The 17,256-nt window shown below is 51.9% G+C and carries 12 protein-coding genes; 3 read left to right on the top strand and 9 right to left on the bottom strand.

The genetic code is table 11. The features are described 5' to 3' along the window. The first annotated feature begins 156 nt into the window (after positions 1-156). Entirely contained in the window at positions 157-1,542 is a 1,386-nt protein-coding gene (gene dbpA / locus FT643_RS16460) for an ATP-dependent RNA helicase DbpA (RefSeq protein ID WP_156872512.1), read from the top strand. Between the two features lie 2 nt (positions 1,543-1,544). Here the strand turns inward: dbpA and FT643_RS16455 are convergent, their stop codons facing one another. The 7 genes from FT643_RS16455 to FT643_RS16425 all read right to left on the bottom strand — a co-directional run bounded on the left by FT643_RS16455 (position 1,545) and on the right by FT643_RS16425 (position 12,780). Continuing rightward, positions 1,545-3,017 carry a DEAD/DEAH box helicase gene (locus tag FT643_RS16455; RefSeq protein WP_156872511.1) on the bottom strand — a complete coding sequence of 491 codons (1,473 nt, stop codon included), beginning with the start codon at positions 3,015-3,017 and terminating at the stop codon, positions 1,545-1,547. Between the two features lie 144 nt (positions 3,018-3,161). Continuing rightward, the gene (locus FT643_RS16450; protein ID WP_156872510.1) at positions 3,162-6,266 is read right to left on the bottom strand and encodes an efflux RND transporter permease subunit; all 3,105 of its coding nucleotides are present in this window, start codon (positions 6,264-6,266) and stop codon (positions 3,162-3,164) included. A 2-nt stretch (positions 6,267-6,268) separates the two neighbouring features. Next, a complete protein-coding gene (locus tag FT643_RS16445; RefSeq protein ID WP_156872509.1) occupies positions 6,269-7,336 on the bottom strand; it encodes an efflux RND transporter periplasmic adaptor subunit in 1,068 nt (355 codons plus the stop codon). 359 nt (positions 7,337-7,695) lie between these two features. After that, the gene (locus FT643_RS16440; protein ID WP_156872508.1) at positions 7,696-9,129 is read right to left on the bottom strand and encodes an aldehyde dehydrogenase family protein; all 1,434 of its coding nucleotides are present in this window, start codon (positions 9,127-9,129) and stop codon (positions 7,696-7,698) included. 9 nt (positions 9,130-9,138) lie between these two features. Continuing rightward, positions 9,139-9,579 carry an acyl-CoA thioesterase gene (locus tag FT643_RS16435; RefSeq protein WP_156872507.1) on the bottom strand — a complete coding sequence of 147 codons (441 nt, stop codon included), beginning with the start codon at positions 9,577-9,579 and terminating at the stop codon, positions 9,139-9,141. 39 nt (positions 9,580-9,618) lie between these two features. Next, a complete protein-coding gene (locus FT643_RS16430; protein ID WP_156872506.1) occupies positions 9,619-10,782 on the bottom strand; it encodes an iron-containing alcohol dehydrogenase in 1,164 nt (387 codons plus the stop codon). Positions 10,783-10,986: 204 nt separating this feature from the next. Then, positions 10,987-12,780: a sensor domain-containing diguanylate cyclase gene (locus tag FT643_RS16425; RefSeq protein ID WP_156872505.1), complete on the bottom strand. Its 1,794-nt coding sequence runs from the start codon at positions 12,778-12,780 to the stop codon at positions 10,987-10,989. Between the two features lie 169 nt (positions 12,781-12,949). Between FT643_RS16425 and FT643_RS16420 the strand changes: the two genes are divergently transcribed. Both FT643_RS16420 and FT643_RS16415 read left to right on the top strand, forming a co-directional pair. After that, positions 12,950-14,236: a hypothetical protein gene (locus FT643_RS16420; protein ID WP_156872504.1), complete on the top strand. Its 1,287-nt coding sequence runs from the start codon at positions 12,950-12,952 to the stop codon at positions 14,234-14,236. A gap of 35 nt (positions 14,237-14,271) precedes the next feature. Further along, the gene (locus FT643_RS16415) at positions 14,272-14,796 is read left to right on the top strand and encodes a hypothetical protein (protein ID WP_156872503.1); all 525 of its coding nucleotides are present in this window, start codon (positions 14,272-14,274) and stop codon (positions 14,794-14,796) included. A gap of 24 nt (positions 14,797-14,820) precedes the next feature. Here FT643_RS16415 and FT643_RS16410 read toward each other — a convergent pair whose 3' ends face one another. Both FT643_RS16410 and FT643_RS16405 read right to left on the bottom strand, forming a co-directional pair. Then, positions 14,821-15,330 carry a hypothetical protein gene (locus FT643_RS16410; protein WP_156872502.1) on the bottom strand — a complete coding sequence of 170 codons (510 nt, stop codon included), beginning with the start codon at positions 15,328-15,330 and terminating at the stop codon, positions 14,821-14,823. A 17-nt stretch (positions 15,331-15,347) separates the two neighbouring features. After that, the gene (locus tag FT643_RS16405; protein ID WP_156872501.1) at positions 15,348-16,934 is read right to left on the bottom strand and encodes a coiled-coil domain-containing protein; all 1,587 of its coding nucleotides are present in this window, start codon (positions 16,932-16,934) and stop codon (positions 15,348-15,350) included. Positions 16,935-17,256 lie beyond the last annotated feature (322 nt).

Genomic DNA, 17,256 nt, shown 5'->3' with positions numbered 1-17,256 from the left:
TTCCAACCTGACTATTGGGCTCTAACCGCTATTGCCCATGGTGCCCGCTACAACTTATCATTGTATATCGACACGCACCTCTTTATCCTTCCCTCTATTGTCACTACATCCGATACCACGTATTCCCGCAGCAATAATACCAAGAGGGCTACTCTTTTGAGCCAGGGCGCTTTTTCGTCATTAAAATTAAAACCCGAATTGTTAGAGAACCTGACTTCACTCGGGTATACCGCCATGACTGCGATTCAGGCGCAAAGCCTGCCGCCGATTTTGAACAACCAGGATGTGATTGCCCAGGGCAAGACCGGCTCGGGCAAAACCGCAGCGTTCAGCCTGGGGCTGTTGGAACGGCTGAACGTAAAACGCTTCCGGGTGCAGGCCTTGGTGCTGTGCCCGACGCGAGAGCTTGCAGATCAGGTGGCGAATGAAATTCGTAAGCTGGCGCGCACCATTCATAACATTAAAGTTTTGACCCTTTGCGGCGGTATGCCGATAGGTCCTCAGATCGGCTCTCTGGAGCATGGAGCGCATATCGTGGTCGGTACTCCCGGTCGCATCGAAGAGCATTTGCGCAAAGCCACGTTGAACCTGGAGGATGTGAATACCTTTGTGCTGGATGAAGCTGACCGCATGCTGGATATGGGGTTTCAACCGGCAGTGGATGCCATTGTGGACTATATGGAAGGTGAGCGGCAGACATTGCTATTCAGTGCTACCTTTCCCAAGCAGATTGAATCTATGGCGAAGCGGATCCTGGTGAATCCGGTGCGGATAAAAGTGGAGTCCACTCACGACGATGCCAGTATTCGGCAGATTTTTTATCGCCTGGAAAGCGATGAGCAACGCATGACGGCGTTGCGTCTGATATTGCAGCAGCATGAGCCGGAGTCCGCGGTGGTGTTCTGTAACACCAAAGCGGATACGCAGTCGGTAGCCGACGAACTTAATGCCTACGGCTATAGTGTTGCGGCTTTGCATGGTGACCTGGAACAAAAACACCGTGATCAAACTCTGGTTCGATTTGCCAATAAAAGTGCTGTGGTGTTAGTGGCAACGGATGTGGCGGCACGGGGCCTGGATATTGACGATGTGTCCATGGTTCTCAATTACGATATTGCCCGTGAAACAGAAGTGCATGTGCATCGTATCGGTCGCACCGGGCGGGCCGGAAGCACCGGATTGGCGTGTACTCTGTTCAGTGAAAAAGAAGCGCATCGGGTGGAACGCTTAGCGCATTTTCTGGATCAGGAGCTGATTATTAAAGCGCTGCCGTCGCTGAGCTTGCTGGATCAGCCCATAAAAACGTCCGTAATGGCAACGTTGCAGATCGACGGTGGAAAAAAGCAAAAAATCCGCCCCGGCGATATTCTGGGTGCGCTGACCGGAGAGCAGGGGATAGATGGCAAGCAAGTGGGGAAAATACAGATCTTCGATCAGCGTGCTTATGTCGCCGTGCATCGCAGCGTGGTGAAAGCGGCCCTGAAAAAAATCAGCGAAGGAAAATTAAAGGGCCGTTCGTTTAAAGTGCGCCAACTGCGTTAGGGTCATTTTTTCAGATTGGCATAGGGGCCTGCTTTGATAGTGGAAGCGGGTTTCCTACTGTTGTTGGGTTTTGCAGGCGGTTTGTTGCCTGGCTTTGCTGAGGGTTTGCCCCGTTTGCTAAACGGTTTGCCAGTGCCGTCGGCGGCAGCACCGCCAGTACTGTTACCACTAGCCTTGCGGCGCTGGTTATGTCGGTTGTTCTTCTGTTCTGCTGTGCCGGAATTTTTAGGCGCACGAGAGTTGCCTTGTTCCGCCAGCCTTTCCGTCGGTCTCGGCTTTTTTGGCTTTTTCGGTTTGTTGCTGCGGCCATGGGGGCGCAACGGGCGGGATTCGCCAATGTCGCGCACCGGTTCAAAGCCCTCCACCAATTTGCGGTCCAGATTGCGCTTGATTAGTCGCTCAATATCAAATAACAGGTCAGCTTCGTCGGCGCACACCAATGAAATAGCGTGCCCGGTCGCCCCGGCGCGCCCGGTACGGCCTATGCGATGAACGTAGTCTTCCGGTACGTTGGGTAATTCAAAATTGACTACCTGAGGCAATTGGTCGATATCCAGTCCGCGGGCAGCGATATCCGTAGCCACCAGAACACGGACTTTACCGTCTTTAAAATTCGCCAGTGCTTTGGTACGGGCGCCCTGGCTCTTGTTGCCATGAATCGCCAGGGCGGTGATACCTTCGGATTCCAGAAAGGTGGTCAGTTGGTTTGCGCCACGTTTGGTTTTGGTGAATACCAGCACCTGATCCCATCCGTTTTTGCGGGTCAGTTCTGCTAATAGGCCTGCTTTTTTCTTTTTATCGGTAGGGTATACCCACTGCTCCACGGAGTTTGCAGTCGTGTTGGCGGGGCTGACCGAAATTTCCGCAGGGTTATTAACAATGCCTTTGGCTAATTGGCGGATATCGTTGGAGAAAGTGGCAGAGAACATCAGGTTCTGGCGTTGTTTTGGCAGATAGTTGATGATCTTGCGGATATCGTGGATAAAGCCCATATCCAGCATGCGGTCAGCTTCGTCCAGCACCAGTACTTCCAAGTGATTGAATCGCACAGCATTTTGTTGATACAAATCGAGTAGGCGCCCAGGCGTGGCCACCAGGATATCCACGCCATTGCGCAGTTTCATCATTTGCGGATTGATCTTGACTCCCCCGAACACAACCGCTGAGCGCAGCGGTAAATATTCACCATAGGTGGCAACACTGGCGCCGACCTGGGCGGCCAATTCGCGGGTGGGTGTCAGTATCAGTGCTCTGGCCTGATTGGGCTTGGCGCGTTCCCCGCGTGCGAGGATTTCCAATATCGGCAGGGTAAAGCCGGCGGTCTTACCGGTACCGGTCTGGGCTGCAGCCATCACGTCACGACCTTCCAGCACGGCGGGTATGGCCTGAGCTTGGATCGGCGAAGGCTCTGAATAGCCTTGTTCGGCAACGGCTTGCAAAATGGGGGCGGATAAACCCAGGGTGGTAAAACTCATAAACTCGTCTCGATTCCTGCGGAAGTGATACAAACAGACTGAATGGCGGCGCTGCAGACTACAGGATATAAGCGTGATTCGCTAATGATAGTTGTGATTCCCTGCTGTGAGCGTGCTTATTCAAAACCGGTTTAGGTGCTGATTTTAATGTCGCGGAATGGGTTTTGATCGCATCATCCATTTGCGAACCGCAATATAGAAAACCGGCACAAACAAGATAGCCAGAAAGGTGGCGGCAATCATGCCACCGACGACGCCGGTACCGATGGCTTGCCTGCTGGCTGCTCCGGCACCGGAACTGATTGCCAGGGGTACGACGCCAAAGGTGAACGCCAGCGAGGTCATCAGGATCGGGCGCAGGCGCATGCGGCAGGCGTCGATGGTGGCGGTCATCATATCGACACCGCGCAATTCTTCATCTTTTGCGAACTCAATGATCAGAATGGCGTTTTTTGCTGCCAGTCCGATGATGGTGATCAGACCGATTTTGAAAAAAACATCGTTGGGCATGCCTCTGATATACACTGCGGCCAAACAGCCCAACACCCCGAGGGGAACGGCCAGGATGACCCCGACCGGTATGGACCAGCTTTCATATAATGCAGCCAGACACAAAAAGACCACCAGTAACGACAACATGAACAGTGCCGGAGCCTGAGCTTCGGAGACAATCTCTTCATAGGATTGCCCGGACCATTCGTAGGTGAAACCGGTCGGTAACTTACTCGCCAGTCGCGCCATTACGTCCATCGCTTCGCCGGAACTCACTCCCGCTGCAGCCTGTCCGCCGATTTTCATGGAGGGTGAGCCATTGTAGCGGGTTAACCGCGGCGAACCCATGATCCACTCCGCATCGGCAAAGGCCGAAAAGGGCACCATGTTGCCTTCGTTGTTGCGCACCCTGAGCTGCATGATGTTTTCCGGCAGCATACGGCCATAGGCGTCTGCCTGTACAATGACTTTCTGGACTTGTCCTTTATTTACAAAATCGTTGATGTAGCTAGAGCCAAGAGCTATGCCCAGGGTGGTATTGATTTCGTTGATGGAAATCCCCAGTGCTCCGGCTTTTTCGCGGTCGACATCGACGCGTAACTGTGAGGTGTCTTCCATGCCTTCCGGACGCACCCCAATCAGTTTTTTCTCCTGCATGGCCATACCCAGCAACATGTTGCGGGCGTCGGTCAGCGCAGCGTGGCCCTGCCCGCCAATTTCTTTGAGCTGGAACTCGAAGCCGGTGGCGGTGCCCAGTTCCGGTATGGAAGGGGGGTTAAGCGGGAAAATGACCGCATCGCGTACGCTGGACAAGGCGCCCCAGGCGCGGCCGATAACGGCTTCCACGTGCTGGTCCGGTCGCTTGCGTTCGCTCCAGTCTTTCAGTCGTACGAAGGCGATTCCGGCATTTTGCCCGGTGCCGAAAAAGCTAAAACCGGCGATGGACACAATCTTTTCGACATTGGGATCGTTCTTCAGATAATAATTTTCCATGGTGCGCAGAACCTTGATGGTTCGTTCCTGGGTGGCACCGGAAGGCAGCTGTACGATGGTAATAAAATAGCCCTGATCTTCTTGCGGCAAAAAGGATGTGGGTAAGCGGAACGCGAAGAAGGTGACACCCCCCACTATAATCAGATAGATCAGCATAAAGCGGCCAATCCGCTTCACCATGTAGGACACGCCTTTCTGATAGCCGTTATTGGAATGATCAAACATCCGGTTGAACCAGCCAAAGAAGCCTTTGTGATCCTCACCATGGGGTTTGAGCAAGGTAGCACAGAGCGCTGGTGTCAGGCTCAGAGCGAGAAATGCAGAAAACAAAATTGAGGTGATCAGTGCCAGGGAAAATTGACGGTAGATCGCCCCCACAGAGCCCGAGAAAAAGGCCATGGGAATGAAAACAGCCACCAATACGGTGGTGATACCGACGATAGCCCCGGTGATCTGGCGCATGGCCTTGCGGGTCGCTTCGAGTGGGGATAACCGTTCCTCGCGCATGATGCGTTCTACGTTTTCCACCACCACGATGGCATCGTCCACCAGAATACCAATGCCCAGTACCAGCCCGAACAGCGTCAGCACGTTGATGGAGAAACCGAATAAATTCAGGCCGATAAACGCCCCCATCAAGGCCACCGGCACCACAATAGTGGGTATCAGCGTGGCGCGCAGATTTTGCAGGAATAGCAGCATAACCAGAAACACCAGAAACACCGCTTCCAGCAGGGTGTGAATCACTTCGGTGATGGAAATACGTACGAAGGCGGTAGTGTCATAAGGACTGTCCCATACCATTCCCGCGGGAAAAAATTGTGCTAACTGTTGCATGCGTTCAACGATCAGGGCGTTGGTTTCGACGGCATTGCCGGTGGGCGATAGCTTGATGCCCATCGCGGCGGCCGGCTGGCCGTTGGCGAAGGCGGAGGAGGCATAGCTTTCACCGCCGAGTTCAACCCGTGCTACATCGCCCAGGCGCACGCTGGAACCGGTGGCGTTGACTTTTAACAGGACATTTTCAAAGTCCTTAACCGTGCTCAGCCGGCTGTCTGTGACCACGGTGGCGTTCAGCATTTGTCCGACGTTGGAGGGCAGACCGCCCAGTTCGCCCGCTGCAACCTGCACGTTTTGAGTTTGCACCGCACTGACAACGTCGCCGGGCGTAAGGGAAAAAGCGGTCAATTTAATCGGGTCCAGCCAGATGCGCATGGCGTACTGAGTGCCGAACACTTCTGCTTCGCCGACCCCTTTCACGCGCCGGATTTCGTCAATGATGTGGTTGTTCACGTAGTTGCCCAGCGCGATGGCATCCATGCTACCGTCGTTGGAGCTGAGGGTAATAATCATCATGTAATTGCGGGTGGCCTTATCCACTCGCAAGCCCTGGCGCCGCACTTGCTCCGGTAAGCGCGCTTCTACCCGTTTGACCCGGTTGTTCACTTCTACCTGTGCAATATTGGTATCGGTGCCGGAGGCGAAGGTGATGGTGATATTGGCTGAACCGCTGGCACTGCTGTCCGAGCTGATGGATTGCAGACCCTCAATGCCATTCATCTCTTGTTCGATGACCGCGGTGACGGTTTCTTCCAGGGTTTGTGCCGAAGCGCCGGGGTAACTAGCGGAAACCTTGATTGAAGGCGGCGCAATGTTCGGATACTGCGCCACTGGCAGGTTGCCGATGGACAACACGCCACCCAACAGGATAATGAGCGCAATAACACAGGCAAAACGCGGCCGGTCGATAAAAAATCGCGCCATGATTATTCTCCTGGAAGGGCCGCTGCATCGGGTTGTGCTTCGCTTTCTGCGGTAACGGTTCTGACTGTGGCACCGGGCTGCGCTTTTTGCAGGCCTTCGATAATAATCAGTTCACCCCCTTTTAATCCGCTACGGATGATCCAGCGATCGTCTTGTGCGATGCCGGTAATGACGGGGAGAGGCACCACCTTGCCATCCGGTAATACCGACATCACCATATCGCCTTTTACCGAACGCACCAACGCTTTCTGCGGTATGGTGAGGGCATGTTTGTATTCTGCCTGAGCCAGGATGACGCGAACAAACATGCCCGGCAGCAGCATGCGTTCGGGATTGGGCACCTCGGCACGAATCAGAATCTCACCGGTGCTGGGATCCACCGTCATTTCAGAGAACAATAATTTACCCGTATGGCTGTAAAGTGTGCCGGTTTCCAGCAACACCGATACGGTCGGGTCTTTCTGCATCATTTCCTGGCCGGCTTCCGATTGCCGGAAACGTAAAATTTGAGTGCTGGACTGCGTAAAGTTCACATAGAGCGGATCCAGTTGTTCAATCGTGGCCAGATGCGTGGCTTCGCTTTTTCCGACCAACGCGCCTTCAGTGACGAGGGCTCGTCCGATGCGACCGGTAATTGGAGCTTTCACCGTGGCGTACTCCAGGTCTATTTTGGCGCGGGCCATGGCTGCTTTGGTACCGGCGACATCGGCTTCCGCTTGTTTTAACAGGGCGTAGGCTTCATCGAACTGTTGCTGGCTGACGGCTTTTTTCTTCAACAAATCGCGAAACCGTCTTTCTTTTAATTTTGCTTGTGTCTGATCCGCTTCTGCCCGCGCCAGATTGGCTTTGGCGGCATCCAGATCGGCTTGTAACGTGGCGGGATCGATCTGGAATAATTTGGTGCCGGCTTTCACTTCACTGCCCTCAGTGAATAGTCGTTCCTGTATGATGCCTTCAACCCGCGCACGCACCTCGGCGGTTCGCAATGCCTGCACACGGCCAGGCAGTTCGGTTTTAACGACAATGCGCTTTGCCACGACCTCTTCCACTAGCACTTCAGGGGGTGGCATCTGCGCTTGGCCCGCCGCACCACTAGTGTCGTCTTTGCAAGCTGTGACAAGAATACAAAAAAGCGTAATGGAGATCAGCCGATGGGGTGACAAGTGAAATAACATCTGGATTGGCCTCAGAATCGTTTTAGCCCCTTACATCGGGCGCGGGATAAGCTTTCGGTCAGGTACGCGGGCAAAGATCTTTAAGTAATAGTTAGTAACGGTTTTACCGTCAACTAAACAGCCGGAAACAGCGTGTTGCGAAAAAGCGGCAGTAATCAGCGAAAAATAAAATGAGGGAGATAAAAGGGCATCGTGACGGTTGGGTCACGATGCCCTTTTATATTGCCGAGCTTATATAGCCAAGCGCAGCAGCGTTAGGGGTTCGGGTTTCGTAGCACCATCAAACGCAATTCCGTCATATCGTGCATTGCCCAGCGAATACCTTCGCGACCGAGACCGCTGTCTTTCACGCCACCATAAGGCATGTGATCAACTCGCCAGGAGGGAATATCACCGATTACGACTCCACCCACTTCCAATTCGTCCCAGGCTTTGTGTGCATGGTAAATGTCTTTGGTAAAGACACCTGCCTGCAAACCGAATTTGCTGTCATTAATGGACTTGATGACGTTGTCGAAATCATCGAATTTTTCCAACACCGCAACCGGTCCGAACGCTTCTTCGGCACAGACTTTCTGCGTTGAATTGACATTTTCAAGCAGGGTCGCTTGCAGCATGTTGCCTTCACAATCACCACCACATAATAACGTGGCACCATCGGCGATCGCTTCGTTGATCCAACCGTGTAAGCGGGACGCTTCACCCTCGCTGATCATCGGGCCGATGAAGGTTTGCGGGTCTTTCGGGTCACCGCTTTTTAATGCTTTTGCTTTTGCTACCAGCTTTTCTTTGAAGGTGTCATACACATCCGCATGAATATAAATGCGTTGAACGCCGATGCAGCTCTGTCCGGATTGATAAAAGGCACCAAAAATAATTCGGGCCACCGCATCGTCAATATCCCAGTCTTTGTCGACGACACACGCCGCATTGCCACCCAGTTCCAGAATGACCGGTTTTTTACCGGCACGGGCTTTTAGTGCCCAGCCCACATCCGGTGATCCGGTGAAGCTCAGTAATTTCAGACGGTCGTCTTCGGTCAGCATATCAGCACTGTCACGACGACAGGGCAGAATCGAAAACGCGCCTTTCGGTAAGTCGGTTTCGGCAAGAATTTCACCAATCAGAATGGCACCGATAGGCGTCAAACTTGCGGGCTTCAGAACAAACGGGCAACCGGCCGCAATCGCCGGTGCAACTTTGTGAGCTGCCAGGTTGAGCGGGAAATTAAACGGGCTGATAAAGGCGCAGGGTCCGATCGGCACTCGTTTAGTCATGCCGCTGTAGCCCTTGGCCCGGGCACTGATGTCCAGGGGAATGGTTTCACCGTATTGGCGGGACACTTCTTCTGCTGCGATTTTAAAGGTGTCAATTAAGCGGGTGACTTCACCTTTGGCATCATTGATTGGTTTGCCCGCTTCGACACACAGAGCGTAAGCCAGCTCATCAAAACGTTCCCGGAAACGGGTTACACAGTGTTCCAGTACCGCCTGTCGTTCGTACATTGCCATCTTTCGCATGGGCTCTGCTGCATCGCAGGCGGCAGCGATGGCCTGATCCAATACGTCCGGTGAGGCCAGCGGTACGGCCGTCGCCAGTTCGCCGCTGAATTTGTCGTACACTTTCAGATCCTGGTTAGCATAGACCGCTTCATTAGCCAGATAATAAGGATACTCTTGTTTTAACATGATCAATTCCTATTGCGTAATCAGTAGCTCTTGCAGCGCACTTCGAATCTGGTCAGGGATTGGCACCGATCGGTTCTCAGCACGGTTGACAAAAACATGTATAAAATCTCCGAATGCACAAGCGCTTTCTTCGCCCTCACGAAAAATCCCGACCCCATATGTGACGGAGCTGTTGCCCAGCTTAATCACCCGTAGTCCTGCCTCTATTTTTTCGGGATAAGCGATTCCGGATAAATAGTTACAACTGGAATTTACCACATAACCCACTACCGGTGCGTTATGTATATCCAGGCCGCCCCGTTCAATCAGGTATTGATTCACTGCGGAGTCAAAATAAGAGTAGTAAGTCACGTTGTTCACGTGACCATAAATATCGTTATCCATCCAGCGTGTACTGATGGGATAGAAGATTTTATAGTCGCTGCGGGAAATCGGTTTATGCTCAGTCATGATTTAGGTCAACAAAATGAAAAAAGGGTGAATTATGAATCAGAATGCAGCTTGATAGATAGCCAGTGCATCCTGCTCGGTTACCTGTTTCGGATTATTCACCAGTAAGCGTTGCTGCAACATAGCATCTGAGGCCAGGCGACCGATAAAGTCTTGCGGTACATTGCAATCCCGTAAGCGGTTGGGCAATGCGACCGTCTTGATGAGGGATTCAATATGCTGAATTAAACGGTCAGTGACTTCATCGTGCGGCCCCGCCTGAAATTGATCGCCCATGATGATAGGCGCTAATTCGGCATAATGAACGGATGCTTCCGATGCATTAAATCGCATCACATGGGGCAATACTAATGAATTGCTTAGTCCGTGGGGAATGTGGAAATGGCCACCCAAGGGGTAGGCCAGGGCGTGTACGGCAGCAACCGGTGCGTTTGCAAACGCTTGTCCGGCCAGCAGTGCACCTAGCAGCATATTGGCGCGGGCTTCGACATTTTTGCCATCCTCAACCACGGTCAGCAAATTGCGCGACAGTAGCTTCAGTGCCTGCAGCGCCAGCATGTCCGAGATCGGGTTCTTTTTATGCACGCTGGTGTACGCTTCAATCGCATGCACCATGGCATCGACGCCGGTGGCGGCAGTGACCTGTGGCGGCAGACCCAGGGTCAGCTCTGCATCGAGCAAGGCGATATCGGGTTGTAATACCGGGGAAACGACGCCGGCTTTTGTGGTTTCCCCGGTGGTTACGATGGCAATAGGCGTCACCTCGGAACCGGTGCCTGCTGTAGTGGGCACCTGAATCAGGGGCAGGCGAGGTTCTTTGGCATTGCCGACGCCGTACATATCCGGCAACGTCTGCGTACACCCGGGGTGAGACAAGATCGCGACCAGCTTGGCAACGTCCATAGAGCTGCCGCCGCCAAAGCCGATCACCAGGTCTGCTGCGTTGTCTTTTGCACTCTTGACGGCACTAAGAACAGTGGTATCGGACGGGTCAGGCTCGACTTCCGTGAACAGGGAGACTTGAACATCGGCGCTTTCAAAGCTGGGCAGCACTGTGTCCAGTAAGCCGACTTTTATGATGCCCGGGTCGGTGACGATAAGAACGGATTTTGCGCTGTATTGTTGGCACAGCTCGCCCAGCCGCTTGGCGCTGCCAGGTTCATTTATAATGGTTTTGGTGGTGCTGAAGGTGAATGCCTGCATGGAATGGGCACCTCTCTCTCTGGGTGGGCTTTATTAGAGCAACGGGTGGCAAAGATAATAACACGGCTGACGACCTTGTTTTGGCCATTAAAACCAGCTCTGTGGCCACCGATTTGCCAACCTTTGGCCGCTAGCCCGTGGTCCAAGGTTGGCAATCCAGGTCGGAAGAATGCGCAGTGAATATAGCAGGCAAGGTATGCAGAATCAGGCAGCCCGTTCGCTGAACACCTGATTGCGGCCCTTGTCTTTGGCTTGATACAGGGCTTTATCGGCGAAATTCAACGTCTGATCTATGCTCTTTTCCTCAGAGGGAACCAACGAATACACCCCGGCGCTGATAGTAATGGAAAGCGAATGTGAACGGGTGGTGACGGGGGTGGCCGCGACCAGGTTGCGGATTCGTTCTGCCACAATCAGTGCGCCCCTAAGGCCGGTTTCCGGCAGCAGAATACAAAATTCCTCGCCGCCGAAACGCGCTGCCAGATCCGATGGCCAGCGTACGCCTTCCTGAATCCGGCGCGCAACTTCCTGTAAACAATCATCACCGACCAGATGGCCATGGGTATCGTTGACGGTTTTAAAGTGATCTATGTCAATCATAATGACGGCAATGTCACGTTGATAACGTTTGGCTCGTTCCCATTCGTCATAAAACGAACTTTCCAGATGGCGTCGATTGCACAAGCCGGTGAGTTGATCGGTATTGCTCAGGTCACGTAGTTGTTGGGTTAGCGCTTCCAGTTCTTGTGTTCGCTCCTGAACCCGGGATTCCAGTTCTTCATTGATGCGGCGCGTGGTGATCAGGGTTTGTTCCTGCGCTTCGTATCGTAGCCGGCGCTCAATATTGATGCGTTCTGCTAACGCGAAGGACAACAAAACCACTTCCAAAGAAGAACCGATATGGGTTGCGTATTCGGTAAATAGGTTGGCAGGCAGAATATTGGCTTTATTCAGCGCCAGGACGAGGCCACCAAACAGCATGGCGGTCCAGGCGATGGTGTAATATTTTGCCGTGGACAGTCCGCCGCGCCAGCAGGCTGCGCCGGTAACGAGCGCCAGAATACAGGCCAGGCTGGCCCACACAATGATCGCAATGATGTTGTAATGATAAGGCAGGATGAAGGCACACAAAACCAGTGTTACACCGCCGTAAAAAGAGACCCTCAGCAGGTGATCGAGGCGGGGGGCGTAGTGCGAGACCAAGAGAAATTTGCGGGTGAAAGCGGCACCGAAAACGACCACTCCGGCCAGAAAAACAATAATAGCGCGATCATTCCACTCGGTGAGAGTCGGCCACAAGTATTTGAACGCATAGCCCCCTAAGCTGGCGAGAAACAGTGGCATACATAACACGTATCCCACGTACAGCAGGTAGGTGCGCTCACCGAGCACGAAAAAGATAAATAGGTTGTAGGTTGCCATCACCAGCATCGTGCCGAAGAATATGCCCTGTAGTATGGTGCGCGTCGTGTCAAAACCGTAAAACGTTTGCTCGTCCCACATCACCATCGGTGCCTGGACCGCACTGGATGATTTGATCCGCAAATAAATTTGCAATGATTGATGGGATTTCCAGTGCACCGGGATAATGAAAAACCGGTGATCGATAACGCGCTGATGATAGGCGTGCTTATCGCCGAGATGGTAGCTATCCTGCACCTTACCGTCGCTGACAATATAGACGTCTACATAATCCAGAACGGCGTAGCTGATTTCGATCAGACGTTTGATATCGCCCTGGTCCGGATTGGTGATGTGCAAACGCAGCCACCAGCTGGAATCGTTATAGCTTTTGTTGAAGGTTTGGTTGCTATTGGGCTGCCAATCCAGTGTGTTCTGCAATAACGCCTGAATCGTAAGAGTGCTGTTCTTATCCTCGATGTATTCGATATATTGATTTAGCTCCGCTCTGCCCTTGTCGAGGGGCAGGCTGAGCGGTTCCGCGTTTAAGTGCAGTGGCAGAATAAGGAAGAGAAGCGAGATCAAAACTAAATGCATTAGCGTGTAGCCCGGGTGACCTGGGGGTGCCTTTCATGTCGGTTCTTTGATAAGCGTAGCACTCGGGTGAAAGATAGGCTAAAAAACGGACAAGGGGTTAATTTTAGGCCGGCTGGGTGTACAATATTGTCCCTGGTTATAAGAATAACAACTAAATAGGTCGTCCTCTATGAACCTAGTGAAGTACGCGGTACTACTGGTCGGATTTGTGCTCCCAAGTATTAGCTTTGCACTGGCTCCCCCATTACGTCAGATTGACGCCTTCAAGGTCATCACCGTTGAAGGTGAAGACATGCCCTGGTTAGTGGGTTTGCCCATTGAGGAGCTCTCTCTGGCGGCCATGCTGGACGGCGTTATGGAGCCGATTCCCTTCCAGATTGATGAGTATAACCAGGGTGGTGCGGTGTATTTTGACGGCTGGCACGTACCGATGGCGGGCACGGCAAATTTGATGGACACCACCGACAAGCTGCTATTCCTCTTCAAAGATGCCGGAGAACGAAAAACCAAGCGTGATCAATATGATGGCGAATTGTTAGCGGAAATTATTACCCGCGATCGGGATGGCGTAGAGCGGTTTGTTTATTTGGTGCGCAACTCGCGCTTGCGCTCCGACGAACAATATGTCCGCTACAGCGCTGAGATCGGTTTGGTCGAGACTGACTTTTATAGCCTCCGTTACAATAACGAGAACCATCTTAAGTGGGATGATTTCAGATACAACAATTATGTGGGAGAACGGCCACTGGACTCCATGAAGCTGCGATTCGATACTGGGATTTTAACTCCTATGACGGACACAGAGCTTAATAATGATCAAATGATAGCGTTGCCAACGGGGGAAATCATTGGGCCTATCAGAACCACGACGCAATTGGACTTTAATATGTACCTGTTTGGCATGTCGATCATAGAGCTGAGCATGCAAATCTACCACTATCCCAAATACGTTATGTACGACGTACGCGGAGTTATTCCAGTGCTTAGGCGGAAAATGCTGGTTGACCCTTCTTTAACGATGTCATTGGATGCGAACCAACTACTGGGGGCGGCTATCCGCACCGCCACGGGACCGAAAGCGCCGGGCGTGGTGGATGGCAAAATCGATGAAAACGAACAGCTGATGATCGACACGCCTTTTGAGGGAGAATCCAATTGGATCTGGGTCAATAGTAAGCGCAATCTGGATGTCTTGGCCTTCGTCGATTATCTGGGGGACTTTAATGAGCCAATGGGGTTATTGCTGGAGGACGATCTGGATCGTGCGGATCCACCCGAGTATTTTCCCGGTCAGCAACCCAATATTGGCTACCATGTTCAGAGTTTTCCAATGAAGGGTTTTCTCGGTTTTGTGGTTAGTATATTTTTAACTGATGGTTTTGAAGGTGAAGGTGAGCCGGAAAAGTTTTCGGTCTATGCCCGTACATTACCCGAATTAGAAATCAGAGCCATGTGAACCCGGTATTTCCGAAACGGCAGGGACGGCACAACATGAACGGCAAATTTTCAACTGTACTGGCATCATTGGTAGTGTTACAAGCGTGTTCTACCGTGCAGCAAACCGAACTTGATAAACAGGTCTCGGCACTTAGCACCTGTGAAAAAATCGATGCCCTGGTAGCCGGGCACCCCAAGGGGTTTCCTAATCTGCGCACCGCTCAAACCACCTCAAAATATATGGACGTTTGGAAAGCCCGTTATCACCTGGTGGGCGATAGCTGCCAGGTATGGGGGTGGGGCAATGGCAAATTTAGCTATGTCTGTTCGCTGACGGAACCCAATAAAGCGGTGGCAATGGAGCATTTTGATCAGGCTAAAGAGGTGACTCAGCAATGTCTCGGCGAAAGCTGGAGCCTGAAGCAGGGCGAGCGGGATCAAGGGGAAGGCACGAAAGCAGAATACAGTGTGAGCGGACGCAATACGGTTGTCACCATCGTGGCCGCCTCTTCTCCCACGCTGTTTGCAACAGAATGGAAGACTTACTATTTTGTCGGAGACGCTGCGGACCTCAAATAAGGCTGGCAGACGCTGGCAGGTAGTTTACTCGGTCTCTCCTTCAAAAAGGTGCGCTTTTGCAAGAGAGAATTGGCAAGTGGGGCTCTCTGCATTGCGGTCTTTGCTGGTCAGCTGTAGGTTTGAACCGTCAGTGACGATTGAATAGCTGGAGTCCCTCTCAACCACTTTCAGTTCGACGTTATCATCTTTCATGATCAAGTTCTGAAATAGCACCTTTTTAAATGACTGGTGTGGATGATCGATATAAAACTCATTGTAAAAATCGGCACTGTCCACATTCATGGTGACGAAGGTAGTGTCGCCATTGGTGTAAAAATTGGCTTCGCAGGCTTTATTGTTAGGCGCCTTGCCGATCAATTCAACGCGGCCCACTCCCGACCGGAATTTGCTGATTGTATCATTAAGCAGGTTTTTAAATTCCTGATGCACTGCGCCGTTTTCTCGCGGTACCTTGACAATGGTGCTGTCTGCCAAAGCCGGATTTACCGCGCTCAAGGTGGTGATGAGTCCAAGGCCGATTATTGTTTTTTTCATAGCGACATCTCCCTAACCTAACGTAAATGCTGAACTAACAGTTTGGGTAAAACTTTGGCTTCTTCGGCAAGCAGCACGGCGTGTGCATTTTGGTTGCCGGAGAAAAATAAGCGGCGCTGGTCTGCCAGGGTGCCGTTTTCAATAGTGAACCGGCCTGATGCCGTTGGTACAGACACTTTATCGCCGGCTGCATTCAGACTGGTGATCTGGCGTTGAAAGTCAAATGGACCCTGAGCGTCTTTTTGCCAGCGGTTATAAAAGTACTTTATATTCGGCGTGATCTTGCGTTTGCTGGCTGTTCGGATGCAGGCCACGTATTCAGCGTTAGTGGTGACCTCACCCTCGGCGGGTTTAACACAACTACCTTTGGTGTCATAGACGATGTTGGCTCGTAATCCTCCATTGCCTATAGGGTCGAGCGCCGCCAGAAAATCGACAGTGCGCTTTTCCGAATAGGCAATTCTGGTCGCTGCGTCTATAGCGGTACCACCACCGAGGCCGTGCCCTATCAAGATGAGTTTCGCTTGCTTCGGGATTTGGCGGATGTATTCTCTGAACGCCTCCTGAAAACCCAGGTTATTCAGGGGCCCCTGTCCGTTTCCGAAGCCGTTCCAGTTGGCTTCAATGTATTTGGCGCCATAGGATTCCACCCAACTTTTCAGGTGCAGGGTGCTTTCGATATCGGGTTCCTGATCACCGGAAATGACAAAAACATAGGAAGTGTATTCGCCGGGATTGATATCCAGTTGGATGGCAGGGGACGACGATGGTGCAGCTTTGCTGTCGTTCGAAGACTCGCTGGGTTTAGTGGCTGCCGCTACTGAATTGGTGGGCTGCTGTTGCTTGAACTCTGCGACTAATTTATTAAAGCGTCGGGTTTCCGCTGCATGGGCACGTTGCTGCGACTTCTGAGTAGTACGCAAACTGGTAAGGCGGTTGGCAGTGGTGTTGCGCTTCTGATTCAATGCGGCGATCCGGGGGTCGGCGTCCAGGGCTTGATCGCTCACTTCATCCTTTTGTGTGTCCAGTTCGGATTGCAATTTTTGCAGCATATCCTGGGCGTTTTGCAGCTCGCCTAAAAGCGGCTTTTTTTTGTTCTTCAGGTGGGTAATCTGGGTGTTATATTCTTTCTGGCGCTGCAGATGATCGTTTTCTGCCAGGCGCTGTTTGAAGACATTCATCGCATCAAAGCGTTGCTGCTCACGGTTCATGTCCCGCTGTACGATTTCAATATCAAAATCCACTAAGGAAATGTCTTTTTCAATGCGCTCAATTTCAAAGGTCTGGCGTTTGAAATCGCGCTTTGCTTCATGAAAGCGTCTGCGGTTAGTGGTGCGCTCTATCCGGACTACTTTGCGTAGATCCAGAATCTGTTGATCAATACTCCACATGGATTTCTCGAGGGAGCTGATACTGGAACGGGTGCTGGCAAGGCTAGAGTTAAGTTTCTTGACTTTGGCGGAGCTGGAATTGATTTGCGCTTGTGTTGCGGCTATTCCCGGCAGGCAATACAACCCTGCCAACAGAATCAGCAACAACCTGATGGTGATCAGATTCAGCCGTCTGGGTCTTTGAATGTAATCGAATGTTTTCACGCTAGCCATTATTCATCGATGCTTTAATTATAGTTATTGTCTGTTCGAAACCGCTTGCGTGCATCTTCAGTTGAGTTTGAACAAAGGGTATATCTGGTGCTTTTTTGTCTGTAAATCGAGCCAAGTTGCCAACTGCCTAATGTTTGAAGGATATGACGCAACCCATTTTAGTGCAAGCAGCCTCTGAAGAGGTCAATCAGTATAGTGCCATAGGCCCCTGTTACATACTGTGGAGTGACTGTTTAGGTTTGTATGATAAGCAATCAATTTGGCGTTAAAAGGTTGCGCAATTTACAGGCACGAAAAAGGGGCGCTAAAAGCGCCCCTTAGG

Origin of the sequence: Ketobacter sp. MCCC 1A13808 (assembly GCF_009746715.1) — a bacterium.
In the GTDB taxonomy this organism is placed as follows: Bacteria; Pseudomonadota; Gammaproteobacteria; order Pseudomonadales; family Ketobacteraceae; genus Ketobacter.
Note: the sequence above shows the minus strand (reverse complement) of the source record. Positions and strands in the feature narration are given on the sequence as shown.